The following is a 23501-nucleotide window of genomic DNA, read 5'->3' on the forward strand; positions in this document are numbered from 1 at the left end:
GCCTTTTTCATGGTGCAGCGAAGGGCTTACTTGCCTTCGCTATTCGGCGTCTGCGCAGGGCCGCCTTGTTCCTTCATGGCTTCCTTGCGCTCGGCCCGGGCCTCCTTCCGCTCGGCCTTGCGGTTGGCCTTCGCGGCCTTCTTTTCTTCCTTGTACGCAGCCTTGGCGTCGGACTTGCGGGCCTTGTATTCATCGCTGGCCGCTTTGTCCTCTATGCGTTTCTGGACCAGCGGGTCGGACGACGAAGTGGCCGGTCCACCTTGCGGTGCGGCCTGCACAGTGCCGGTCGTCTGCGGCGAAGTCTGCGGCGCCGGCGTCATCTGTGCGAAAGCAGCCGACGCAGCAAGCGTGGCGGCCACGGCGAGGGCGGTTTTCAGGCGCAGTTCAATCATGGTTGGGCTCCTTCTTTTACACAGTCACGGGAATGTCTGACCACTAAAGCGGCGCGCAACGCACCACAAAAACGGTCTCGGCGCGCATCAAAGATCACGTGCCGGAGCGTTGCAAGAGACAACACCCTTGGTGGCGCAAGAAGCGCTCCCGGGCCATGCACTACACTGCGCGCTGTTTCTCTCAGGATGCTGCGCCGTGCCTGATTCCACCCCCGATTTCACCCTGCTCGACCCGCCTGCTGATGCACTGCCCCTCAGCCAGGACGCCGCCGCCGACCACCTCACCCGCGTACAGCGCTGGCTCGAAGACGCCGTCATTGGCCTGAACCTGTGCCCCTTTGCCAAGGCCGTGCACGTCAAGCGCCAGGTCCGCTACGTTGTCAGCCGCGCCACCATGGACGGCGACGTGCTCGACCACCTGCGCGCCGAAGCCGACCTGCTGCACACCACCCCCGCCAGCGAAATCGACACCACCCTGCTGATCGTCCCCGCCCTGGCCGACTTCTTCGATTTCCACACCCTCACCGACCGCGCCGAAGCCCTACTCGCCAAAGCCGGCTACGAAGGCGAACTGCAACTGGCGAGCTTCCACCCCGACTTCGTCTTTGCCGATGCCTCGCCAGACGACATCGCCAACGCCACCAACCGCGCCCCCGCCCCCATCCTGCATCTGCTGCGCGAAGACAGCATCGCCCGCGCCGCAGCCGCCGTACCCGATGCAGCGGACATCTACGAACGGAACATCGCAACGATGGAGAAGCTAGGCCCGGAAGGTTGGGCAGCGATGGCAGAGAAGTTCAGCGAGAAGCCGTCTGGCGATTGACCTCGACGCCCCCACTAGCGCCAGCTCACGCATTCCGACGGTGTGGCCATACCCTGCCCTAGATGGCGCCTTGAATTTCTGTTGCAGGGAGGAAAAAGGAAGGGAAACTGTTTGAGCGAAGCGAGTTTTTCCCTTCCCCTCCCTGCGACAGAAATTCAAGGGATGGGTCGCCATCTCGGGCGCGCCTCTCTTTGCTTACTTTCTCTGGCAAGACAGAGAAAGTGAGTCGGCCCCGGCAGGGGACGAAACCCGGGATGCACCACCAGCAAACAACAGCATCAAACCGCCCGATCCCCCGGCGGCGTCCACTGATACACCCAAGTCTCCGAAAGCAACCGCTCCCCCGACTGCAACGTCAGCGACAACTCAATCGGCGCGTTGCTCGCATCCGGCACCACATCAAACATCGCCCGCACGCCATCAATACTGGCCAGCGGCCGCGCCGAAGCAATCTCCACCCGCCCCCGCGAGGCGCGAATGACCGGCTCCACGGTGGACCCAGCGGTACTGCGCCCCAAGCGCGACAGTTCCCCGCCCGCAAAATCCACCACAAACCGCCAGGAAAAGTACTTCCGAGGCTGCCCCACGATGCCGCCAATGCCCGTGCGCGTGGCAACAACACGCGCCAACGGCGAAGCCGCCGCCGGCTGCGCCCCCCACGTCAGCCGATAGCCGAACGCCAGTTCCTGCCCCGCACGCGGCGCAACCACCGGCCGCCAGAACGCCACGATGTTGTCGAAGGTCTCGTCATTGGCCGACAGCTCAACCAACTCAACCGCCCCCTCCCCCCAGTCATGCGTAGGCTCGACCCACACGCTCGGGCGCTTCTCATAGAACACGCCGTCATCCTGATAGTGATCGGGATTGCGATCGCGCTGCAGCAGGCCGAAGCCACGCGGGCTGTCGTCGGCAAAACGCTGGCTGCGCAGCGCTGGCGGGTTAGCCAGCGGCCGCCAGATCCACTCGCCCGAGCCGCGCCAAATGGCGAGCCCATCGGAATCGTGAATTTCCGGGCGCCAGTCCGCCGCGCGCCAGCGGCGGGTGGCGCTGCGGTTTTCACCGGCGCGGTCGGTGCGGTCGTTCTCGCCATAGAGGAACATGCTGGTCAGCGGCGCAATGCCCAGCCGCTCGATCGGCTTGCGCACGTAGAGCGTGGTGCGCACGTCCATCACCAGCATGTCGCCCGGGCGGATGTCAAAGCGGTAGACGCCCGCCACGCTGGGTGAATCGAGCAAGGCATAGACACGCAACACCTCGGCATCCGCCGGTGGGCGCACCAACCAGAATTCGGTGAAATCGGGAAACTCCTCGGCGCGAGGCAAGCCGGTGTCGATGGCCAAGCCCCGCGCCGACATGCCGTATTGCCACTGCCCGCCCACCGCGCGGAAGTAGCTCGCGCCCAGGAACGCGGCCACATCACGCGTCGGATCAGCCCTGGTGGTCAGCCGAAAGCCAGCAAAACCGAGATCGGCCGGCAGCGACTGGTGGTCCAGCCCACTACGGCCGTAATCGAACATGGCTGGGTCGTAGGCGATCAGGCGCGCCTGCCCGTCCACGACTTCGTGCATGCGCACCGGCGATTTGAAGAACAGCCCAAGGTGGAAGAAGCGGGCCTCGAACGGCAGGTGCTGCCCGGCCCACAAGGCGTGATCGGCGCGATAGCCGATGGATTGATAGCCGTCCCAGTCGAGCGCGGCCAGCGGTGGCGGCAACTGCGTGCTGCATCGCCGATATGGCCGATCCGCCAGAGACCGCGCGCGCGCCAGCAGGCGGGTCTCATCAAAGGGTTCCGGCGCGCCGGGCGTGGCGCTGGATGTGGCGCTGGATGTGGCGCTATAGGGGACACCGGGCGCCAGGGCGAGCAGCCCGGCGGCCAACTGCTTGAGCAGGTCGCGACGATGCATGGATCAAGGCGGAGCCAGAGTCCATGCAGTGTGGCACATCCCCCGCCCGGGCAGCATCCGACAGAAAGCTTTCATTGGACCCACAACCCTGCGGCGCAATTGGGATTCCACGCACCCTGCGTGGCGCCTATCCTTCAATTGGCGCACAATCTACGCCCTATCGGGCCCGGGGGGCCCAGATTCCGGCCCATTCCGCCACGATTCTCACGGGGCACATGTTTCCACTGTCTTCCACGCTACCGCTTGCCGGCGTTGCCGAACCGTCTCCCGCGACTGCGGCGGCCACGGCCCTGGAGGCGTTTTCCCGCTATTACAACGACATCCTGCTGCCCATGTGGCTCGGGCCGGGCTGGAACGCGCAGGCGGGTCTCTGCTACGAGGCACTCGTCGTGGAAAACGACGCGCTGGTGCCCGCCTCCACGGCCCGCTACCGCGCCATGGCCTGCGCCCGCCAGCTGTATACATTTGCGCGCGCGACGCAGCTTTCCGCCAAACACCGCGATCTCTGCGCCGAGCGCGCCGCTGCGCTGTGCCATGCGCTGGATACGCGCTTTCGCGACACGCTCCACGGCGGCTGGGTGTTCTCCATCGACAGCGCCCTGGCGCCCCAAGACACCAGCAAAGACCTGTATACGCACGCCTTCGTGCTGTTTGCTGCTGCGCACTGGCTGGCCGTCAGCGACGACCCACGCGCCGCCGCGCTGATGCACGACGCACATGACGTGATCGCGCAGCGCTTTGTCCGCGCCGCTGGTGAATCGGGCACAACACCGCTGCCGGTGGCCGCCATGGACGCCACCTTTACCGAGACCCGGGGCGGTGTCGCACAGAACCCGGTGATGCACCTGACCGAGGCCTACCTGGCCGCCGCCGCGCTGGACGAGGCGCCCATCTGGGCCGAGGCCGGCGTGCGTACCCTGGCCGAGGGCATCCTGGCGCGCTTCATCGACCCGCGCACGGGCAGCATCACCGAGTTGCCGATCGATGAGCCGAACGCGGACAACCGCATCGAGCCCGGCCACCAGTTCGAGTGGTTCTACCTCGTGCGTGCGCATGCCGACGTGTTCACCCGCTCGGAAGCCGGCCGGCAACTGGCCGACACCCTCGGCCGGGCGGTGGATGCCGCCTGCCGCCTGGGCGTGGATGCCGAGACGCAAGGCGTCTGCCTGTCGCTGAACCTGGACGGCACGCCGCGCGATACCACCCAGCGCATCTGGGCCCAGACCGAATACGGCCGGGCACTCGCGCTGTGCACCGAAACGCAGGGCGCCATGGTTGCGCGCCTGCTGCCGGCCTGGTCGGCGCGTTTCCTGCACGCCCACGGCTGGCATGAAGTCATCGACGCCACCGGCCAGCGCCTGCGCACCGACATGCCGTCGAGCACCCCGTACCACATCACCACGTTCTATGAGGCAGCCCGCGCAACGCTGTCCGCCTCATCTTCATGCAATACCCCAAGCTGTTGAGTGAGACACATCATGCATAACCACAACCCCAACGAATCCAAGGCCCGCGCCATCTTCCGGGTGGTCAGCGGTAACTTCCTGGAGATGTACGACTTCATGGTCTACGGCTATTACGCCAAGGCCATTGCCGACACCTTCTTCCCTGCCGGCAACGAGTTCCTCTCGCTGATGCTGTCGCTGGTGACGTTTGGCGCCGGCTTCCTGATGCGGCCGCTGGGCGCGATCTTCCTCGGCGCCTACATCGACCGCCACGGCCGCCGCGTGGGCCTGATCGTGACGCTGGCGCTGATGGCGTGCGGCACCTTGCTGATCGCGCTGGTGCCGGGCTACGCCACCATCGGGCTGGCCGCGCCACTGCTGGTGCTGATCGGCCGGTTGCTGCAGGGCTTCTCGGCCGGCGTGGAACTGGGCGGGGTGTCGGTCTACCTGGCCGAGATTTCCACCCCGGGCAAGAAAGGCTTCTTCGTGAGCTGGCAATCGGCCAGCCAGCAGGTGGCGGTGATGTTTGCCGCGCTGCTGGGCGTGCTGATGTCGTCGCTGCTGCCGCCGTCTGAGATGAGCGCCTGGGGCTGGCGCGTGCCGTTCCTCGTCGGCTGCCTGATCGTGCCGTTCCTGTTCATCATCCGCCGCTCGCTGCAAGAAACGGAAGAGTTCCAGAAGCGCAAGCACCGCCCCGACCTGGCCGCCGTGTTCCGCTCGATGGGCCAGAACTGGCGCCTGGTGGGTGCCGGCACGCTGATGGTGGTGATGACCACGGTGTCGTTCTACCTGATCACCGCCTACACGCCGACCTTCGGCAAGAGCGTGTTGCACCTGTCGGATTTCGACAGCCTGATCGTCACGCTGTGCGTGGGTGCGTCGAACTTCTTCTGGCTGCCGGTGATGGGCGCGGTGTCTGACCGCGTCGGCCGCCGTCCGCTGCTGATTCTCTTTACCGTGCTGATGCTGCTGACCGCCTACCCGGCCATGCAGTGGCTGGTGGCGGCACCGTCGTTCTCCCACATGCTGATCGTGCTGCTGTGGCTGTCGTTCCTGTACGGCAGCTATAACGGAGCGATGGTCGTCACGCTCACCGAGATCATGCCGCCGGAAGTGCGCACCACCGGCTTCTCGCTGGCGTACAGCCTAGCCACGGCCATCTTCGGCGGCTTCACCCCGGCGATTGCCACGTGGCTGATTCACGAGACGGGCAACAAGGCGATGCCGGGCGTGTGGGTGTCGTTTGCCGCGCTGTGCGGTCTGGTGGCCACGCTGGCCATCGTCAAGCCGGCCGGCAAGCACGTGCATGGTGCGGACGCTGCTCGCGCTGCTTAACTAAGCCTCTTGTATGAATGAACGCCTCTCGGAGGGTTTCCTCTGAGGGGCGTTTTGCTTTGGGCTTTCTGGAGGGATTTTCTTGCGGTGGTGCATCCCTTGTTTCATCCCCTGCCGGGGCGGGGCTTGGTGGTGCACTTCCTTTTCACCCCCTGCCGGGGGCGACTCACTTTCTTTGTCTTGCCAAAGAAAGTAAGCAAAGAAAGGCGCGCCCGATGCGGCGACAACCTCCTTGAATTTCTGTCGCAAGGAGGGAGGGGAGGCAAACTCGCTTCGCTCAGACAAGCCTCCCCTCTTTTTCCTCCTTGCAACAGAAATTCAAGGCGCCGCATAGGGCAGGGAAAAGCAAACCGTCTGTGCGCTAGCCAGAACGACAAAGGCCAACCATCACGATGGGTTGGCCTTTTTCTTTTGACGTTGAGCCCTTGATGGCGCCTTGAATTTTCGTAAGCGGGCGGAAAAAAGGCCGGGAACTGTCTGAGCGAAGCGAGTTTTCCCGGCCTCCGCCCGGTTACGCAAATTCAAGGAGGGGGTCGCCATCTCGGGCGCGCCTTTCTTTTGCTTACTTTTCTTTGGCAAGACAAAGAAAAGTGAGTCGGTCCCGGCAGGGGACGATACCGGGGATGGACCAACACCAAAAACAATCCCACCCGGCACACGCAGCGTTACTGAATCACCAGCCCGTTCGGCCCCACCACGCCCAGCTCCACATAGTGCGAGCCCGGCCGCGTCCGATCAGAGAAATCGACCATAAACCCGCCGCCCACATCAAAGTTGCGCAGCCGGGCAAGTTCACGGCGTACCTGTTCGCGCGTGGGCTTGGGACCGGCGCGGCGCACCGCTTCGGCCAGCACCTTGGCGGCGACAAACCCTTCGATCGCGCGGAACGACAACTCCACGTCCCTGGCCCCCACGGCGGTACGCGCCCGGTTGAATTCGCGGATGACGGGGTTGACGCTCTTGCCCGGGTTGGGCATCACCATCGCCAGCGAGTAGCCGCGCACAGCGTCGATGCCGGCCACTTTGAGCAGGATGGTGGGATCGATCGACGACAGCCCAAGCAATTGCGCACCGCCGCCGCGCGCCCGGTATTGCTTGACGAACTGCGCGGCCGGCTCCGCCGTGGCGCCCAGAAAGATCGCCTGCACATCAGCGCCGAGCAGCTTGTCCACCGCCGGCCCGACCGCCGCCGTGTTGCGCGGGTACGAAGCCGTGGCGGCAATCGCCAGCTTGTGCGCCTTGAGCGTGCGGTCCACCCCGCCCAGCGCCTCGTTGCCCAGCGCGTCGTTCTGATACAGCACACCGATGCGCGTCACGCCAATCGTGACCAGCGCGCCGACCATCTTGTCGATCTCCTGCTGGTAGCTGGCCTTGATGGGGAAGACCAGCGGGTCGCTCGTCATGCTGGAGGCGCCCGTGGCGGGGCCGACCAGCGGCAGACCGGCTTCGGCCAGCACGCCATTGCGCATGAGCGCTTCCACGTTGGCAGTGCCGACGACGGTCAGCACGGCCACGGGGTTGTCGATCTTGGCCATGTCGCGCACGTTGCGCAGGGTCTGCTCGACTTTCTGCTCGTCATCGCGGGCGACCAGGCGGATGGTTTCGCCGTTGATGCCGCCGTCGAGGTTGAGCCAGTCGAAGTACAGCCGCGCGCCGGCATTGAGCGCGCGCCCCGTGGCGGCCTGCGAGCCCGTCAGCGGCAATGACTGGATGATGCTGATATCGGCGCGCACGGCCGGCGCTGCGAGCACCGCGCACAGCGTCAATGCGGCGGCCAGCGGCCGACGCCAGCGCGCACCCCGGCAGCGCGCGTGATTTCCCGTTTGCATTTCTGGCACCCTTCACCGCGGCCTCGTGGGCGGCGGCGTTTTGTCGAGCCCACCTGGCCATGCCAATGGCGGCTCACTTTTGTTGTTCTGGTCGCGCGAGACATTGCCCGCGAGGTCGATAGCCTGCCACCGGGCAGGGGCTTCGACAAGTCCTGGCGGGCGCGTTTTAGACTCGCTCGATCGTTCTGTCGCAAACCTCCCACGCCACCCCCCACCACCATGCCGCAGCGCATTCTGCCCACCGATGTCGAAGGCCGCACGCCGCCATCGCTCGCGCACCCCGTGCGGCTGTACACGCGGCAGATGGAGGCCAACACGCGCTTTCCGCGTCACACACACCCGTGGGCGCAGGTGGCGTACAGCCACAACAGCGTGCTGCGCGTGCAGGCGGGCGATACGGCCTGGGTGGTGCCGCCCTCCCGGGCAATCTGGATTCCGCCCGGCATCGAGCACGAGGTGTGGGTGGTGGAGGCGGCGTTCCTGCGCACGCTGTATGCCGACCCGTCCGTGGTGACGGGCACGCTGGCCGAATGCCGCGTCATGGAGGTCTCGCCGCTGCTGCGCGAGTTGATTGCCGCGATGGACGTGCGCCAGCCCCTGCCGCCCGCGCGCGAGCAGGCGCTGGCCGCGCTCATCCTGGATGAGCTGCGCCGCAGCGCCCCGCTGCCGCTCGATCTGCCCATGCCCGCCGACAAACGCCTGCGCACCCTGTGCGAACGCGTAATGGCCGACCCAGGTTCAGCGCTCACGTTCGATGATCTGGCACGCGACGTGGGCGCCAGCACGCGCACGCTGGCGCGGCGTTTTCGAGACGAGTTGGGCGTGAGCTTTTCACAATGGCGCCAGCAGGCCGTGCTGGCCAGCGCCATCCCGATGATGTCGCAGGGGATGCCGCTGGCGCAGGTGGCGCAAACGCTGGGCTACAACAGCCAGAGCGCGTTTTCCGCGATGTTCCGGCGAGCGTTTGGACAAAGCCCCAGCGCGTTCCTGCATCGGCCAGGCGCGGAGCATGCCCAGGCCGCAGCGCCGCTAGATCAGCGGTAGGGACATCGCCGGCAGCGATACGGTAAAGCGGGCGCCGCCGCTGGGCGCGGCATCCAACTGGACGTCGCCGCCATGCACGAGCGCAATGCGCCGCACGATCGCCAGGCCCAGGCCAAACCCACCGGTGTGCCGGTCACGGCTGGCATCCAAGCGCAGGAAGGGTTCGAACACGCGGGCGCGGTCGGGCACCGGGATGCCAGGGCCATCGTCTTCCACCACCACGCACAGCGCGCCTGCTTGGCCGGCTTCAATCCGCAAGGTGATGGTGTTGCGCGCATAGCGCGCGGCATTGCGGATCAGGTTGAGCAGCGCGCGTGCCACCAGGCGTGGGTCGCACACGTGGTGCGCGGGCGCGGCATCCGTATGTACGGTCAGGCTGAGTTGGCGGTCGGCCACGTCGTTGGCCACGCTGGCGACCACGCTGTCGAGCCACTCCCCCACCGCCACGCGCATCAGCACGAGGTGGGTGGCGCCTTGTTCCAGGCGGCTCAGGGCCAACAGTTCGCTCACCAGTTCGTCCAGCTCGCGCACATCGCGACGCAGGGCGTCCAGACGCTGCGTGCGCTGGGCGTCGGGCACGGGCGTCTGCAGCAGCGCGATGCCGAACTCCAGGCGCGCGATCGGCGTTTTGAGCTCGTGCGAGATGCCGTTCATCATCTCGCGCTGGTGCTGGATCGAACCCTGGATGCGCTCAGCCATCTCGTTGAACTGGCGCGCCAGGCCGTACACGTTGGAACGCTTGCTCAGGCGGGCACGCGTGGTGAGCTTGCCCGCGCCAAAGCCGCGTGCGGCGTCTTCCAGCGTGCGCAGATCACGCCAGTGCAGCCACACCCAGAGCAGCAGCGGCAGCAGCGCGGCAATGGCGATCAGCGCATAGGCGATGGCCCGGATGCGGCCGTAGTCGATGTCGGCGCTGTAGGCGTGCAGCACGCTGCCGTCGCGCAGGGGCAGGTAGTAATCGCGCCCGTTGGTCTGCAACACCATCTTGCCGTGGGCCAGGTCGTCACGCTGCCGGGTCGACAGCGTGGGCACCGCAGCCGGATCGACGAAGTCGAACCGCTCCCAGGCGTGCTGGTTCAGCCGCGCGATGGCCGCTGCGCGGTCACCTCCGGGGGCGCGGTCCAGATAGTCCTGCAACACGAAGGCATAGCCCTTGCGCACCTCGCGCTCACCCTGCGTGAGGGTGTCGTGGAACATCCAGACAAAAGATCGGTTGACGGCGAACAGTGCCAGCGCGGCGGCCAGCAGCACCATCGCGTAGAGCTTGATGAGGGAACGGATCATCGTTCATTCCTCCCACGCCGATGGGCTGAAGAGATAGCCGCGTCCCCAGATCGTCTTGATCTTGTGCGGCTCGGGCGAGGCGTCGCCAAAGCGGCGGCGCAGGCGCGAGATGCCGGAATCGACCGTGCGGTCCAGCCCGTCGAACTCGATGCCGCGCAGTTGCTTGAGGATGTCGTCGCGGCTGAGCACGGTGCCGGCGGCACGCGCCAGGATCACCAGCAGGTTGAACTCGGCCGTCTTCAGATCCACCGACTGCCCGCGCCATGTCACGGCGCGGTTCGGCGGCGAGATGGTGAGCTCACCGAAGACGAGCGTGTCGTCTCGCGGCGTGGTGGGCTCCGACGTTGACATGGTCGGCAACGCGCGACGCAACAGCGCCCGGGCGCGCGCCACCAGCAGGCGCGGCTCGATGGGCTTGAGCACGTAATCATCGGCGCCGATCTCCAGCCCCGCCACCTGGTCGTACGTATCCACCCGCGCAGTCAGGATCAGCACCGGCACGCGCGAAAACGCGCGGATGCGCCGGCACACTTCCATGCCGTCCATGTGCGGCAGCATCAGGTCCAGGATCACCAGCGCCGGCTGATGCTCGCGCACGGCCGCCACGGCAATGTCGCCACGGCGCACCACCTCGACTGCAAATTCGTAGTTGCCCAGGTATTCGCTGACGAGCTGCGCCAGGCGGTCGTCGTCTTCGATCAGCAGCACCTTGGTCTTAGGCGGCCCCTCGGTCATCGCCGTCATCGTCCATTCGCCCCGTTGTTTTTCTGATGGCGCGCAGTGTATGCGGACTGGCTTGCCAACGGATGCTGCGCAGAAACTTGAAAACACTCGCGCACACTTACGCACAACTTCCCGGCAATTTGCAGACAGACGTGCGCGGCGGATCTCGCCAGACTGCTGGCTCTCTCTCCAGAGGTCCAACAAGAGGTCCAACGTGCATCTACGTCTCCCCCTGCGTCTGGCGTCACGCCTGACGGTTTCGTCTCTCGCCCTGCTGTCTGCGCTGTGGTGGGCGCCCTCTCCGGTGCATGCCGAGGAGGCTTCGTATACGGTGTCACTCAACGTGGGCGCGCGTCCGCGCTATGCCGGCAGCAGCCAGAGCACCTTGATCGCCGGCCCCGGCGTGCGGGCGGATTTCGGCAACGGCTGGTTCATTGATCCGCTGCAAGGCGGCGCCGGCTATGCGATCCGCTTTCTGAATGGCATGTTCGCGTCGGGGGCGCTGGCCTATGACCCCGGCCGTACCGACCACAACAGCTTCGGCCGCCCCGGCTCCGACCATCTGAAGGGCATGGGCAACGTCAAGGGCTCGCTGCTGGGCGTCTTTACGGTGGGCAGCAAGATCGTCGGCGAAACCACGGCCAGCGCCACGCTGGAGGTGCCGCTGACGCACCGCGAGCGCGGCTGGTCCGGCCACATTGACCTGAACACGCCGGTGGTCAGCTGGGGCTCCAACAAGATCACCGTGAACCCGAGCCTGCAATTCGGTTCGCGCAAGTACATGCAGACGTACTTCGGGGTGACGGCGGAGCAATCGGCCAACAGCGGTTTTGCGGAGTATTCGACCAACGGTGGCTTGCAGGCCGCGTCCGTCACGATGGCGTGGACCCACACCTTCTCCAGCCACTGGGCGTTGCGCACGTCCGTCGGTACGTCGCGCCTGCTCGGCAATGCCGCCAAGAGCCCGATTGTGCAGAACAAGCAGGGCTACTTCGTCGGCACAGGCATCGCCTATACGTTCTGAGCGTTCTGAGTGCGGACGCGGGCATCGAGCCACGCCACGGTTTCGCGCCACCATGGCGCCCCGGATGATGCCCGGAAAAAGCCCATGTGGCCGACACCCTTGCTGCCCAGCGCGGCGCCGCCGATCTGCCGCCGCGTGACGCGCGCGGCAGGAAAGCGCGCCACCAGCGCGTCGATGGCTTGGGCGGGCGCCAGCGGGTCATCGTCAAACCCCCAGGCAAGCAACGGCACATTGAGGCGTGCATAACGACGGGTGTCCAGCCCGGCCCGTGGCGCAAACAGATAGCCGCGCCGGCGAGCCAAGCCGGCCCAGTCGCCGAGGATGGTGGCGGGAATCGACATCGGCCCCATGCCAACGGCCGCCAGCGGCACCATGCCGCCGCGCGCGCGTGCGACCGCCAGGGGAATCCGCACGTGCAGCAGCCACGCAAACGGCAGCCGCCCCAAGGCGCCCTGCCACGGCCAGCCACGGACGTTCGCCAGCGGCGAGGCCACCTGCACCAGCGCATCCGCATGCACGATATGCGGCGCCAGGCCGGCCAGTTGCCCGCCCGCGCTGTGACCGAGCGCCACCAGCTTGCGGCCGTCGCAACCTTCGGGGACGAGCGTGTCGTGGACCCACTTCAGCACCGCGTCGATGTCCTGCCGGCCCCAGTTGGCAAAGCGCGGGGTGCCCGGGCCGCTGGCCTGTGCCTCGCCAATGCCGCGATAGTCGAACGTGACGGTGCGCCAGCCCGCTAGGCACAGCGCCCGCGCAAAGGCGGCGTAGAACTGGCGCGGCACGCCCAGCGCCGAACAGATCACCACCGTGCCGTGCGAGCCCAGGCCAGGGCTGGTGACCGTGACGGGCAGCGTCCAGCCGTCGGCGGTACGGACATGGTCTTCGCGGGTGGGAAGGGCGTCGGCGGGGTAGTCGATCGGCTCGCGCTGCATGAGGCACTCCGCTCCGGTGTCGGGATGGAGGCAGTATTGGCGGCGGCCGGCGGGCTCACAATAACGCCACAGGTAATCGCCGCACCTACCTCGCTCTGCTTCAATAGATGACGTGATCGATGACGTGACGGATGACCATGCTTGATGAAGCCGATACCACCCAGGTGGCAGGTGAACCGCCCGAAGCCGCCGTCCCGCCCATTGCCCGCTTCCCGCAATTGCTGCGCTTCTGGCGCACGCGCCGGGGTTACAGCCAGTTGGCCCTGGCACTGGCAGCGGGCGTGTCGCAGCGGCACGTGAGTTTTCTGGAGTCGGCACGCGCCGCGCCGAGCCGCAACATGATCCTGCAGCTGGCCGAAGAGCTGGGCGTGCCGCTGCGCCACCGCAACCAGATGCTGCTGGCCGCCGGCTTTGCCCCCGCGTACCCCGAGCAGGGCTTGAGTGCGCCGACCGACGAGGGCTCGCCCATGCGGCAGGCCGTGCGCCATGCGGTCAAGCTGATCCTCGACAAGCAGGCGCCCTATCCGGCCATCGTGCTCGATCGCTTCTGGCATGTGCTCGATGCCAATGCCGCGCACCGCCGGCTGATGCGCTGGGCTATCGGCGATGATCGCGCCGAAGGAACGCCAGGCGCCGTCAACATGATGAAGCTGGTGTTCGATCCGACCGGGCTGTGGCCTGCGATCGTCAACCGCGATGCCGTCGGCCGCTACCTGGCCCGGCGCGTACGGCAGGAACTGGCCCTGTACGCCATCGATCCAGCCACGCAGCGGTTGCTGCAGGATATTCGTGCGTTGCAGCCCACGTTGTTCGACACCAGTGAACTGGCCGCGCGCCCCACGTCGGCGCACGAGGCGGACGATCCGCCTCCGTTCCTGCCCGTGACGCTGCAGCGCGATGGCGTGACGATCTCGCTGTTCACCACCATCACCACCTTGGGTACCCCGCGTGATGCCGGGCTGCAGGAGATGCGCATCGAGTGCTTCTATCCGGCGGATGAGGCGTCACGCGCGGCGCTGGAGCGTATTACGTTGTAACGGCCCCTTCGTTGCAACGAGAATTATTCTCATCTATATTGGCCGGTCGATTTGCCCTCCAGCCGCGGCCGCTGCGCCGCCTTGTGCTTCATGACCGACCTGTCCCAGCCCCCACGTTCAGCCGAGCCCGCCACACCCGCTCGCCCTGCGCGAGCCCCTGCCCAGCACCCGGTCAACCGCCGTGCCACAGCAGTGCGGTGGCTGCGCAAGACGCACGGCTGGTTCGGCCTGTGGGGCGCGGTGATGGGGCTGATCTTTGGTGTGTCGGGCATCTGGCTGAACCATCGCGCGGTGCTGAAGCTGCCCGTGGCACAAGAGCGCACCAACACGCAGATCGTCCTGCCCGATCCACTGCCCGCCACGCCCGAGGCCATGAACACCTGGCTGCAGCAGGCGTTGAGCCTGCCCGAACCCGCCAACCGCGTGCGCGTGGAAAAAGCCAAACCGGTCGCGTGGGCCGAACGCCCCGCCAAGGGCGAGGAGAAGAGCAACGAGAAAGGCGAAGCAGGCAACGCCAAGCCCCTGATGCAACCCGAGCAGTGGACCTTCAACTTTGGCGGCCCCACCCGGCAGATCCAGGCCGAGTACTGGGCCGGCAACCGCTCGGTGTCGATCCGGCAAACGGATAGCGGTTTCCTCGGCACGCTGATGAACCTGCACAAGGGCACCGGCATGACGGTGCCGTGGATTCTGCTGGTGGATACGCTGGCCGGCTGTCTGATCTTCCTGTCGCTCTCGGGTCTGGGCCTGTGGGTCATGACCACCAAGCGCCGCACGGTCGGCTGGACGATCTTTGGGCTGGGGAGTCTGCTGGCGATCGGGTTGGCGGTCTCGCGGCTCTGATTTCAGAAACGCGATCAGGGCGAAGCGCAGCGGTTCTGGCGGTTTGGCGGCGCCGCAGACATTACAAGTCGTACGGCAAGGCGTCGCCGGACCGCCAGAATCGTCCTGATCGCGTTTCTATGGGCGGTCGACGCTGCGCTCGGTGAGCAGCCGCTGGATCGCCCGCATGCGCGAGCGCACCATCTCGTCGCGGCGCTGCGCCACGCACGTCATCAGGATCTCGATGACGGTCAGGTGCACCAGGTACGCCTCGGTGCCCACGCGCATCACCGCATCTTCGGGCACATCCACCGTGAGCGCGACATGTGCCCGCTCGGCCAGCGGCGTGCCCGCCTGGGTGATGGCGATCACGCAAGCGCCCTGCTCCGCCGCATAGCCAATCGACTCCAGCAGATACGGCATGCGCCCCACGTGCGAGAACGCCACCACCACGTCCGACGCACCGAGCATCGCCGCCGAGACGAGCTGCAGGTGCGCATCAAAGTAGGCGTTGGACGCCAGCCCGAGCCGCATCAACCGCGCCTGCATGTCGTTCGCCATGAACGAAGAGGCCGCGCCCGCCGCGTAACAATCGACCCGCCGTGCGCGGGCGATGCGCTCGGCGGCCGCATCAACCTGCGTGGTCGACAAGGATTCGCGCAGCTTGGCCAGCGCCCGTGTCGCACCGTCGATAACCTTGCTGGCCACCAGCGCCGGCGGGTCCGCCCGGCCGACATGGCCCGGCAAGGTCGGCTGCGCGTGCGCCAACTCCGCAGCCAGCGTGGCCTTGAACTCACGCAGGCCCTCGAAGCCGAGCGCCTGGCACATCCGCACGATGGTCGGCATCGACACACCGGCACGCACGGCCAGCGTCTCGACCGATTGCTCAAGCGACAACTCCGGCGCCTCCAGGATCAGCCGCGCCACGCCCTGCTGCGCCGGCGAGAGCGCGGGCAACTTGTCACGCAAGGCGTTGAGCACAGGAACGGAAGGCGAAGGCATGGCGGCGACGGATGACAGTCAGGAGCGTCCGCCAGTGTAGCGGCGCCCTCCCGCCGCGCCGGCCGAGGGAAAACCCCCAAGAAACTGTAAGTGCGCGGTTTACGCTTGATGCACCGGCCGCGTGCGCCACCCGGTCCAGCGCGGCGTGCTCGGCGCTTTACCGGTGCACGCGTAACTTCAACCCTTACACGCACGAGTTGATCGACAGTCGCCCCCGAGCCATCCCGGAAACCCATTCCGGCCATTACGACAAGAGGGGAGCCACATGACCACCGTTTCGATCCGTTCCATTCCACCGTCAGTCGCTGCGCTGGCGGCACTGCTTGCCTGCAGCGCGGCCCACGCGCAATCAAGCGTTACGCTATACGGCGTGATGGAAACCGGCCTGCGCTACAGCACCAACAATGACGCCGCCGGCCACGGCAAGGCCGAGATGGCCGGCGGTTACTACAGCGGCAGCCGTTTCGGCCTGCGCGGCTCGGAAGATCTCGGCAACGGGCTGAAGGCCGTGTTTCACCTCGTCAGCGGCTTCGCGCCAGACACCGGGGTGGGCTCTACCAACGACATGGGCCTGGGCGGCTACAAGCCCACCACGGCCGCTTCGTCACGCCTGTTCGGTCGTCAGGCGTACGTTGGCCTGGAAGGCGGCTTCGGCGCGCTGACGTTCGGCCGGCAAGAGAACCTCGTCTTCAACACCGCCGGCCAGTACGACGCGCTTTCCATCGGCAACCTGGGCGCCACCGCCTGGCACGTCACCGCCACCGGCGTGCGCATCGACAACGCGATCAAGTACGTGGGCGATTTCAACGGCTGGCGCCCCGGTGTGATGGTCGGCATGGGCGAACAGGCCGGCGCGTTCTCCGCGGGCAACTACAGTGCGCTATCGCTCAACTACGCCAACGGCCCGTTCACCTTCGGCGGCGCATGGGAACAGCAGAAAGACCTGCAATCCGTCGGCACCCGCACATGGACCACAGGCGGCAGCGTACAACTGGGCCCCGCCAAGCTGATGCTCGGCTACATCAATTACCGCGACGGCACCCCCACCAAAAACGACCTTATCCTCGGCGGCGTGAAGTACGACTTCAGCAGCCAATACAACCTGGTGGTCGGCGGCATGGCCACCCGCCAGCGTGACCCCGATGGCCTGCGCTACACCGGCTACGCGATCATGAATTACGTCGTCAGCAAGCGCACGTGGCTATACGTCGGCATGGACTATACGCACCAGAAAGACGCCGGCACCGTCCTGGCCGCCGCATTGCCGAAATCGTCGCAGACCGGCGTCATGGTCGGCATGCGCCACGGGTTCTGAGCAGGCAATACGGCCACCCCAACACTGGGCGCAAAGACCCGCGCTCAGACGGTGTGGCCGTACCCTGCCCTAGATGGCGCCTTGAATTTCTGTTGCAGAGAGGAAAAAGGAAGGGGAACTGTTTGAGCGCAGCGAGTTTTCCCCTTCCCCTCTCTGCGACAGAAATTCAAGGAGGCTTTCGCCATCTCGGGCGCGCCTCTCTTTGCTTACTTTCTCTGGCGAGACAGAGAAATTGAGTCGGCCCCGGCAGGGGACGAAACATCAGCAAACCATCAACGCTCCTAAGCAGGCGCAGCCCCAGGCGGCTCGCCCGACGGCGATACGTCCTGAGCCTTCTCCCCACCCGGCGAAACCCGCGTCATCCATTCCTCAAACGCCGCAGAAGTCCGCAACACCGTCCCCGGCGTCGCCAGCGGCACACCCGCCTGATCAAACGCATCCTTCAACACAACATTGAACGTCCGCAGCACATCCGCCTGCTTCTGCGGCCGCGTCCGGAACCGCCCCTTGACCACCATCGCCCCACCCTCAAAGCGATCCAGCCCAAACACCTCCGCGCTGCCCAGCAGCGTCGCCATGAAACGCGGCTCGCTGGCAACCTGGTCGGCGGCCGTGCGCACGAGATCAATCGCCCGCTGCGGCTCAGCATCCATCGCCACCCGCACCTCAAAATCGGCAAACGAGTAATCGCGCGAGAGGTTCCGCACCGTCTTGATCTGGCTGAACGGAATCGACAGCACTGCCCCCGTGCCGTCACGCAGCCGCACCGTGCGGATGGTCAGGTTGACCACCGTACCGGTCGCCACACCCACATCCACCGTATCGCCCACGCTGATGGTGTCTTCCATCAGGATGAAGATGCCGGTAATCAGATCCTGCGCCAGCGACTGCGCGCCAAACCCCACCGCCAGGCCCACCACCCCGGCGCCCGCCACCAGCGGGGTCACATTGACGCCCAGATTGGCGAGCACGCCGATGCTGGCCGTCACCACCAGCGTCACCTTCAGGCCATTGCGCAGCAGCGGCAGGATGGTGAGCGCACGCGTGCTCGGCTGCGCGCGCGCCGAGGCCGGCGACAGCGCCCGCAGGATCGCCGTGTCCAGCAGGATCCACACCAGCCACGTGGCAAACACGGTGCTGATCAGGCCGACCAGCGCATCGGCAATGCGCTTGCCGTTGACGGAGCTGTGCGTGACCTCCACCAGCGTATGGCCCCACACGCGTAGCACCAGCTCGACAAAGACGACCCAGATGCCGAGCTGCACCAGCGCCGTGAAGAAATGCTTGAGCCGCTCCACGTACGGCGAGCTGCGCGCGAGCCGCAAATGCCGGCGCCAGCTCTTGCGCGGCCGCACCACCGCCGTCAGAAAGAGCGCCGCCACCAGCAGCAGCGAGGTCATCACCGCGCGGCGCGACACCACGTCGACGTTGTCCGGCATGGTCAATGTGGCCAGCACCGTCACGCCCGCCAATACCAGCACCGGCACCGGCCACAGCGCGGCAATCACATGGCGCACCTGGTTGCCGGCATGCTCACCCTGGCGCGTCTCCAGCGGCCGATTGGCAATCAACTGGCCGACCGGGCGACGCGCCCACAGCGCACCCACCGCCAGCATCATCGACGAGACCGCATTGCACACCGTAGAGAGCAACAGGCTGAGCGAACCGCCAAGCACCAGCGCAACGCGCGGGTCCAGCAGCGCGTCGCCGCACGCGCCGAGTGTGGCGGTCAGGAAGATCGGCCACATGCCGTGCTTGAGCAGGTACTCCACCGCCACACGCCGGTGCGCGCTGCCGGCAAACAACGAGAACAGCATCGCCACCGCCGCGGTGATGATCGCCCCCCACACGATGGCGTAGGCCAGCACCAGCGCCAGCACAAAGCCGGGCGTGGCGTCGTGCGAGACGCGCATGATCACGGCAAACGACACGGCCCACGGGCCGATTTTGCGCAGCGCATCGATAAAGAGCGCACGTGTGGTCGGATGGGGTCCGAGCCCGGCCTTGAGGCCGAACACGCGCCGGAACAACCAGCCGAGGCCGAGCAGCCCGCCGGCAATCGCCGCCCAGATGGCAACAGTGCTCGCAAAATCGGCCGCCAGCGGCATGCGCTTGTCCGGCGCGGTGAGCAGGCTGGCGTTGTCGATGGCGGCATCGAGGCGACGCAGCCAGTAGCGCGGGGCACCGGCTTCCACGTCGGCTTCGACGGAACCGTGCTCGATGAGCGAAGCCACCGCGCCGAGCAAACCGGGCGCCTGCTCGGCTTGCGCGGTTTGCTGCGCGGCCACGCCATCGCGCAACTGCTTGAGTTCGGTGACGAGCGCGGCGCGTTGCTGGTCGTTGTCGAGCAACGTGATGACGGCGTCGAGCGATTGGCGCGTCTGTGCGGGCGTGGCGGCCGGCGCCGATGCGCTGGCAGTGGACGACGGCAGCCCGGCCAGTTTGGCAAACGACACCGGCGCGGCCTCCGCCAGATGGGCGATGCCCAACATCAGCAAGAACCACGCAACCGGCCACAGCCGCCGCATCCAGAAGAAGGAACGAGTACGCATGACGGGAAAGCGATCGTGCAAAAAGCGATCACGGCACGATACGCGAATTCCCGTGGGGGGCGAATTCCCGTGGGGGCGATTTCGTGGAGCGGCCGACCTCAGCGCTTGGCGCCCGCAGGCAGCGGCGCGCGGCGCCACAGCCAGGCCGCCGTACCCAGTGCGCACACCATGCACGCCATCACCAGCGCCACCACGCCGGGCCAGCCCCACGGCGCATAGAGCTTGCCGCCCGTGGTGCCGACCAGGCTGGAGCCCAGGTAGTACGCCAGCAGATACAGCGCCGCGGCTTGCCCCTTGGCACGCTGCGCGCGACGCCCGACCCAGCCGCTGGCCACCGCATGCGCGCCAAAGAACCCGAAGGTCAGCAACGCAATGCCACCAATCACCAGCGCCAGTGGCGCGGCCAGGGTCAACAGCACCCCCGCCGACATCAATGCCGTGCCCAGCAGCAGCATGCGGCCCCGGCCATGGCGATCCGCCAGTCGGCCAAACCATGCGGAAGCGCCAATGCCGACCAGATACACCATGAAGATGCCGCCCACCGCCGTCTGGCTGAGCGCATACGGCGCATCGAGCAGATGAAAGCTGGCGTAGTTGTAGACGGTGACGAAGCCCCCCATCAGCAAGAAGCCCATGGCGAAGAGCGCCCGCAAGCCCGGCTCGCGCAGATGCGCGCCCAGCGTGTCGAACAGATCGCTCAACGCCACGCCCTTGCGCGGCACAAAGCGGCGCGACGGCGGCAGCAGCCACAGAAAGGCCAACGCCGCCAGCAAGCCCAGCGCGCCGGTCACGCCAATGGCCGCTCGCCAGCCAACGTGGTCGGCCACGGCGCCGGTCAGCACCCGCCCCGCCATGCCGCCAAAGGCAGTGCCGCCGATGTACAAACCCATCGCTAGCCCCAAGCCCTGCGGATGCACCTCTTCGGCCAGATACGCCATCGCCACCGCCGGCACCCCACCCAGGACGATGCCCAGCAACGCCCGCGTGGCCAGCAGCCCATGCCAGCCCGGCAGCACCGCCGCCGCCAGCGTGAGCGCTGACGACAACACCAGCGACACGCCCATCAGCGTCTTGCGATGGATCGACTCCGACAGCAGCCCCGCAAACAGAATCGCAAAGGCCAGCAGCAGCGTGGATACCGACAGCACGAGGCTCGTCTGCGCGGGCGTGAGGCCAAAGTCGTGCGCCAGCAGCGGCATCAGGGGCTGCACGCAATACAGCAGCGAGAAGGTGGAAAAGCCGGCCGCAAACAGCGCCAGATTGGCGCGCAGATAGCCCGGAGAGCCGCGCACCAGCCAGTGCGCAGGGTCGGCAGGTTCAATGGAGGCAATGGGTACGGAAGTGGACACAGCGTTCACGGCTGGCGGTTCGGAGGAGGCCGCCTATTATCGTTCGCAGCCGCCGTGCCTGCTGTGGTGCGCCGCGCGGCACCGGTCTTGCGTCGCCGTACACATTCCCCCTCCGCCTCCATCATGCAGACCACGCTCTACTACTGGCCCGAAATCCAAGGGCGCGGCGAGTTCGTCCGCCTCGCGCTTGAGCAGGCCGCCGTGCCCTACACCGACCTCGGCCGCGAAGATGCGGCTGCCATCGAAGCGTTTCTCGACGACGCTGGCATCACCACGCCGCCGTTCGCGCCGCCGTTTCTGATAGCCGGCAAATTGGTGATTCCGCAGACGGCCAACATCCTGCTCTACCTCGGGCAGCACTACGGTCTGGCACCCAGCGACGAAGCCGGCGGGCTGTGGACGCATGGCCTGCAACTCACGATTGCCGATTTCGTGGTGGAGATTCACGACACGCACCACCCCATTGCCTCGGGCGAATACTACGAAGACCAGTTGGCCGAAGCCAAACGGCGCACGCAGGATTTCCTCGCACACCGTGCGCCCAAGTTCCTGCGCTATTTCGAGCGCGTGCTCGATCGCAACCTGGCCGGCCCCACCTGGGCGGTGCGCGATGCGCTGACGTATGTGGACTTATCGCTGTTCCAGATCGTAGCCGGGCTGCGCTATGCGTTTCCGCATCACATGCAGCGTTACGAGCGTGAGCTTCCCCACTTGGCCGCGTTGCATGATCGCGTGGCCGCGCTGCCGAACATCGCCGCGTATCTGCAGTCGCCGCGCCGCATTCCCTTCAACACCATGGGCATCTTCCGACACTATCCAGAACTGGATGCGCTGAAATGACAAACCCGGCGCAAGGCCGGGTCTGGGCAGGATGCAGACGTACGAGTCAGGCGGGAAGTCGTTGCCGGATGTCTTCCAGCGCGGTCGGCCAGCTTTCGATGGCCGCCAAGTCGTGAATGTCCTGCAGGTCGATCAGCAAGTCGACCACACGATCGTCATCGACATTGACGCCGGAGCAGCGCAGCGCACGCGCCAGCGCATCGTCGCCAGGCACGCGCAGCAGGCTCACGCCCAGGCGCTCGATGTCTGCGCTGTAACACGCGTCGTTGATGAGAATACCGACACCGCAGCGGCGGTTGTCCAACCCGCGATAACGCGGCTCGCCGTCGGCGTCTTCGGAGCGGCAGTGCTGCGCAAGCAGGTGCGTGCGCACGCGGTCAAAAATGTCCTCGATGGCGAGGAACGTCCCCTTCCCTTCCATAGCGTCACCTTATCGTTGGTGATCTGTTCAATCGGCGGCTTAGAACGTATCGACAACCGCGCCGTTCAGGCCGAACTGGCGGGCGATCGAGTGCAGACGCTCTTTCCACTCCCAGGTGCCGAATACGTCGTGTGCGTTCTGCAGCTTGGAGAGCAGTTCGACGGTGTCCTGGTCGTCCACGTCGATGCGGGCCTTCTTGAGCGCGCGGCGCAGTGCGATCACGCCGGCATCCATGTAGCGCGGGATCTCGTTGGCGGGCTTGAGGATGTAGCGCACCGGCACGCTTTCCATCGACGTGGTGTAGTCACGCACGCCGATCAGGTTGCCGATCGGGCAGCAGCGGCCGCCCTGGCCGTGGTACGCCGCACCGCCACGCGGCAGGATGGCTGCGCCGCCCTGGTCGAACAGATGGCGAACCGCACCATCGTAGATTTCTTGTTTGCTGAGATATTGCGTTTTCATGTTCTTTCCCCTGACCCCAGGTGTGCACTCGCCGCCGGCTCGCTTGACTCGCCTAACTCGCTTCCAACGTCCGGTCTGACATCCGCTCCAACATCGCGCGACAGGCCTTCCGTACGACCTATCTTGGTTCAGGATGCACCAGAACCATGGGTCGAAAAAGCACGGGAATGTAAGTCATTTTTACCGTTTGCTTTTTGGCAACGAATCGCCCGGAAAGGTGCGCCAATCAACGCTTTGCAGGTGCTGAAGACCTCACGCGGCGAGCATGCTTTTCCTACGTGTGATGCGCCATCGCAACGGTGTGTGCGCTGCCCTGCGCGCAGGTGAATTGCGCGTCGTAGGCGTGGCGCTTACATCCCGATGATCTCGTCTGCGTGGCCCAGGCAGAAGCCGCGTGGGTCGTGATGCCCGCACATCGGCATCACTTCGTAGCCGGCGGCGCGCAGCAGCACCGCGCGCGCGGCCACTTCAACGGGCGGCAAGGCCTGCCCCGTGGCTTGATCACGCACGAGCCGGCCGAGTTCGGCAAACGGCTGGTGCAGCAGATGTTCCAGATCGAGCGAACCGCAGTACCGCATCACATCACCTTCAAAAAAACATTGGCGCGGCACGGGTACTCGCGCACCACACATCGCGCCTTACATGGATTCGTCGGCCAGTTCGGGCGACACCGCCAGCGTCTGACGCACGCGCGCATAGGCAGCGCGCTGCGCCCAGATGGCATCCGTCAGGGCGGCGAGCAGTGCGTCACGCGGCAGGCTTTGCGGTGCCACGCCAAACTGCGCCTCCACGGTACGTAGAGCCTCCGTCACTTCGCTGCGCCATCGGGCGTCGAGTCGCTGGTTCATGTTGTTATCGGTCTGGGTCGGGCACGGAGGGTCGGCAGGCTTGTGCCCGCTCTGGCCGCGCTGGGAAGGGGTTCGGCGGAATGGCTTCCGCTCTTGTTGATGGAGAACGGCACACGGC

General features: G+C 66.2%; 21 protein-coding genes and 1 pseudogene. 9 read left to right on the forward strand and 13 right to left on the reverse strand.

The window, feature by feature from the left end:
* Positions 1-26: 26 nt before the first annotated feature.
* Positions 27-392: a hypothetical protein gene (locus ACN9M1_RS14925; RefSeq protein ID WP_426395519.1), complete on the reverse strand. Its 366-nt coding sequence runs from the start codon at positions 390-392 to the stop codon at positions 27-29.
* Positions 393-588: 196 nt separating this feature from the next.
* Here ACN9M1_RS14925 and ACN9M1_RS14930 point away from each other — a divergent pair, with 196 nt between their 5' ends.
* Positions 589-1215, forward strand: coding sequence for a DUF1415 domain-containing protein (locus tag ACN9M1_RS14930; protein WP_426395521.1), 627 nt, complete (start codon positions 589-591; stop codon positions 1213-1215).
* Positions 1216-1493: 278 nt separating this feature from the next.
* On the opposite strand, the gene ACN9M1_RS14935 is transcribed toward ACN9M1_RS14930, so the two are convergent.
* The gene (locus ACN9M1_RS14935; protein WP_426395522.1) at positions 1494-3119 is read right to left on the reverse strand and encodes a glucan biosynthesis protein; all 1626 of its coding nucleotides are present in this window, start codon (positions 3117-3119) and stop codon (positions 1494-1496) included.
* A gap of 215 nt (positions 3120-3334) precedes the next feature.
* On the opposite strand from ACN9M1_RS14935, the pseudogene ACN9M1_RS14940 reads away from it, so the two are divergent.
* Both ACN9M1_RS14940 and ACN9M1_RS14945 read left to right on the forward strand, forming a co-directional pair.
* Positions 3335-4589 (forward strand): annotated as a pseudogene (locus tag ACN9M1_RS14940) (AGE family epimerase/isomerase).
* 8 nt (positions 4590-4597) lie between these two features.
* Entirely contained in the window at positions 4598-5899 is a 1302-nt protein-coding gene (locus ACN9M1_RS14945) for an MFS transporter (protein WP_426395524.1), read from the forward strand.
* A gap of 665 nt (positions 5900-6564) precedes the next feature.
* Here ACN9M1_RS14945 and ACN9M1_RS14950 read toward each other — a convergent pair.
* Complete coding sequence (locus ACN9M1_RS14950; protein WP_426395526.1) at positions 6565-7728, reverse strand: ABC transporter substrate-binding protein; 1164 nt, start codon at positions 7726-7728, stop codon at positions 6565-6567.
* Positions 7729-7947: 219 nt separating this feature from the next.
* Here ACN9M1_RS14950 and ACN9M1_RS14955 point away from each other — a divergent pair, with 219 nt between their 5' ends.
* Positions 7948-8772: an AraC family transcriptional regulator gene (locus ACN9M1_RS14955; RefSeq protein ID WP_426395527.1), complete on the forward strand. Its 825-nt coding sequence runs from the start codon at positions 7948-7950 to the stop codon at positions 8770-8772.
* Here ACN9M1_RS14955 and ACN9M1_RS14960 read toward each other — a convergent pair.
* Positions 8758-10056: an ATP-binding protein gene (locus tag ACN9M1_RS14960; RefSeq protein WP_426395530.1), complete on the reverse strand. Its 1299-nt coding sequence runs from the start codon at positions 10054-10056 to the stop codon at positions 8758-8760. The genes ACN9M1_RS14955 and ACN9M1_RS14960 overlap by 15 nt on opposite strands.
* Positions 10057-10059: 3 nt before the next feature.
* Positions 10060-10791, reverse strand: a complete 732-nt coding sequence (locus ACN9M1_RS14965; protein WP_426398879.1) for a response regulator — start codon at positions 10789-10791, stop codon at positions 10060-10062.
* A gap of 202 nt (positions 10792-10993) precedes the next feature.
* Between ACN9M1_RS14965 and ACN9M1_RS14970 the strand changes: the two genes are divergently transcribed.
* Entirely contained in the window at positions 10994-11803 is an 810-nt protein-coding gene (locus ACN9M1_RS14970; RefSeq protein ID WP_426395532.1) for a MipA/OmpV family protein, read from the forward strand.
* On the opposite strand, the gene ACN9M1_RS14975 is transcribed toward ACN9M1_RS14970, so the two are convergent.
* Positions 11791-12735 carry a serine aminopeptidase domain-containing protein gene (locus ACN9M1_RS14975; RefSeq protein WP_426395534.1) on the reverse strand — a complete coding sequence of 315 codons (945 nt, stop codon included), beginning with the start codon at positions 12733-12735 and terminating at the stop codon, positions 11791-11793. The two genes, ACN9M1_RS14970 and ACN9M1_RS14975, sit on opposite strands and share 13 nt — an antisense overlap.
* Before the next feature lie 137 nt (positions 12736-12872).
* Here ACN9M1_RS14975 and ACN9M1_RS14980 point away from each other — a divergent pair, with 137 nt between their 5' ends.
* Together ACN9M1_RS14980 and ACN9M1_RS14985 are read left to right on the forward strand one after the other, a co-directional pair.
* Positions 12873-13772: a helix-turn-helix domain-containing protein gene (locus ACN9M1_RS14980; protein ID WP_426398880.1), complete on the forward strand. Its 900-nt coding sequence runs from the start codon at positions 12873-12875 to the stop codon at positions 13770-13772.
* A gap of 90 nt (positions 13773-13862) precedes the next feature.
* The gene (locus tag ACN9M1_RS14985) at positions 13863-14615 is read left to right on the forward strand and encodes a PepSY-associated TM helix domain-containing protein (protein ID WP_426395536.1); all 753 of its coding nucleotides are present in this window, start codon (positions 13863-13865) and stop codon (positions 14613-14615) included.
* Between the two features lie 117 nt (positions 14616-14732).
* Here the strand turns inward: ACN9M1_RS14985 and ACN9M1_RS14990 are convergent, their stop codons facing one another.
* Entirely contained in the window at positions 14733-15596 is an 864-nt protein-coding gene (locus ACN9M1_RS14990; protein ID WP_426395538.1) for a MurR/RpiR family transcriptional regulator, read from the reverse strand.
* Between the two features lie 265 nt (positions 15597-15861).
* Between ACN9M1_RS14990 and ACN9M1_RS14995 the strand changes: the two genes are divergently transcribed.
* A complete protein-coding gene (locus ACN9M1_RS14995) occupies positions 15862-16911 on the forward strand; it encodes a porin (RefSeq protein ID WP_426395540.1) in 1050 nt (349 codons plus the stop codon).
* A gap of 281 nt (positions 16912-17192) precedes the next feature.
* On the opposite strand, the gene ACN9M1_RS15000 is transcribed toward ACN9M1_RS14995, so the two are convergent.
* The gene (locus ACN9M1_RS15000; RefSeq protein ID WP_426395542.1) at positions 17193-19463 is read right to left on the reverse strand and encodes a mechanosensitive ion channel family protein; all 2271 of its coding nucleotides are present in this window, start codon (positions 19461-19463) and stop codon (positions 17193-17195) included.
* A 98-nt stretch (positions 19464-19561) separates the two neighbouring features.
* Positions 19562-20812 carry an MFS transporter gene (locus ACN9M1_RS15005; RefSeq protein ID WP_426395544.1) on the reverse strand — a complete coding sequence of 417 codons (1251 nt, stop codon included), beginning with the start codon at positions 20810-20812 and terminating at the stop codon, positions 19562-19564.
* A gap of 123 nt (positions 20813-20935) precedes the next feature.
* Here ACN9M1_RS15005 and ACN9M1_RS15010 point away from each other — a divergent pair, with 123 nt between their 5' ends.
* A complete protein-coding gene (locus tag ACN9M1_RS15010) occupies positions 20936-21652 on the forward strand; it encodes a glutathione S-transferase (RefSeq protein ID WP_426395545.1) in 717 nt (238 codons plus the stop codon).
* A gap of 46 nt (positions 21653-21698) precedes the next feature.
* On the opposite strand, the gene ACN9M1_RS15015 is transcribed toward ACN9M1_RS15010, so the two are convergent.
* The 4 genes from ACN9M1_RS15015 to ACN9M1_RS15030 all read right to left on the reverse strand — a co-directional run bounded on the left by ACN9M1_RS15015 (position 21699) and on the right by ACN9M1_RS15030 (position 23383).
* On the reverse strand, positions 21699-22073 hold the full coding sequence (locus tag ACN9M1_RS15015; RefSeq protein WP_426395547.1) for a hypothetical protein: 375 nt from the start codon (positions 22071-22073) through the stop codon (positions 21699-21701).
* A gap of 39 nt (positions 22074-22112) precedes the next feature.
* Positions 22113-22535: a hypothetical protein gene (locus ACN9M1_RS15020; protein WP_426395548.1), complete on the reverse strand. Its 423-nt coding sequence runs from the start codon at positions 22533-22535 to the stop codon at positions 22113-22115.
* 350 nt (positions 22536-22885) lie between these two features.
* On the reverse strand, positions 22886-23113 hold the full coding sequence (locus ACN9M1_RS15025; protein ID WP_426395550.1) for a hypothetical protein: 228 nt from the start codon (positions 23111-23113) through the stop codon (positions 22886-22888).
* A gap of 60 nt (positions 23114-23173) precedes the next feature.
* On the reverse strand, positions 23174-23383 hold the full coding sequence (locus ACN9M1_RS15030) for a hypothetical protein (RefSeq protein ID WP_426395552.1): 210 nt from the start codon (positions 23381-23383) through the stop codon (positions 23174-23176).
* Positions 23384-23501: the final 118 nt, after the last annotated feature.

This window comes from Ralstonia sp. R-29 (assembly GCF_049913345.1).
Classification (GTDB): Bacteria; Pseudomonadota; Gammaproteobacteria; order Burkholderiales; family Burkholderiaceae; genus Ralstonia.

Bases quoted from the DNA above. Each gene is read 5' to 3' on its own strand.
- ACN9M1_RS15010 (WP_426395545.1), top strand. From the start codon at position 20,936: ATGCAGACCACGCTCTACTACTGGCCCGAAATCCAAGGGCGCGGCGAG.
- ACN9M1_RS14990 (WP_426395538.1), bottom strand. From the start codon at position 15,596: ATGCCTTCGCCTTCCGTTCCTGTGCTCAACGCCTTGCGTGACAAGTTG.
- ACN9M1_RS14985 (WP_426395536.1), top strand. From the start codon at position 13,863: ATGACCGACCTGTCCCAGCCCCCACGTTCAGCCGAGCCCGCCACACCC.
- ACN9M1_RS14960 (WP_426395530.1), bottom strand. From the start codon at position 10,056: ATGATCCGTTCCCTCATCAAGCTCTACGCGATGGTGCTGCTGGCCGCC.
- ACN9M1_RS14995 (WP_426395540.1), top strand. From the start codon at position 15,862: ATGACCACCGTTTCGATCCGTTCCATTCCACCGTCAGTCGCTGCGCTG.
- ACN9M1_RS14975 (WP_426395534.1), bottom strand. From the start codon at position 12,735: ATGCAGCGCGAGCCGATCGACTACCCCGCCGACGCCCTTCCCACCCGC.
- ACN9M1_RS14950 (WP_426395526.1), bottom strand. From the start codon at position 7,728: ATGCAAACGGGAAATCACGCGCGCTGCCGGGGTGCGCGCTGGCGTCGG.
- ACN9M1_RS15025 (WP_426395550.1), bottom strand. From the start codon at position 23,113: ATGCGGTACTGCGGTTCGCTCGATCTGGAACATCTGCTGCACCAGCCG.
- ACN9M1_RS14965 (WP_426398879.1), bottom strand. From the start codon at position 10,791: ATGACCGAGGGGCCGCCTAAGACCAAGGTGCTGCTGATCGAAGACGAC.
- ACN9M1_RS15030 (WP_426395552.1), bottom strand. From the start codon at position 23,383: ATGAACCAGCGACTCGACGCCCGATGGCGCAGCGAAGTGACGGAGGCT.
- ACN9M1_RS14935 (WP_426395522.1), bottom strand. From the start codon at position 3,119: ATGCATCGTCGCGACCTGCTCAAGCAGTTGGCCGCCGGGCTGCTCGCC.
- ACN9M1_RS15015 (WP_426395547.1), bottom strand. From the start codon at position 22,073: ATGGAAGGGAAGGGGACGTTCCTCGCCATCGAGGACATTTTTGACCGC.
- ACN9M1_RS14925 (WP_426395519.1), bottom strand. From the start codon at position 392: ATGATTGAACTGCGCCTGAAAACCGCCCTCGCCGTGGCCGCCACGCTT.
- ACN9M1_RS15000 (WP_426395542.1), bottom strand. From the start codon at position 19,463: ATGCGTACTCGTTCCTTCTTCTGGATGCGGCGGCTGTGGCCGGTTGCG.
- ACN9M1_RS14955 (WP_426395527.1), top strand. From the start codon at position 7,948: ATGCCGCAGCGCATTCTGCCCACCGATGTCGAAGGCCGCACGCCGCCA.
- ACN9M1_RS14945 (WP_426395524.1), top strand. From the start codon at position 4,598: ATGCATAACCACAACCCCAACGAATCCAAGGCCCGCGCCATCTTCCGG.
- ACN9M1_RS14980 (WP_426398880.1), top strand. From the start codon at position 12,873: ATGCTTGATGAAGCCGATACCACCCAGGTGGCAGGTGAACCGCCCGAA.
- ACN9M1_RS15020 (WP_426395548.1), bottom strand. From the start codon at position 22,535: ATGAAAACGCAATATCTCAGCAAACAAGAAATCTACGATGGTGCGGTT.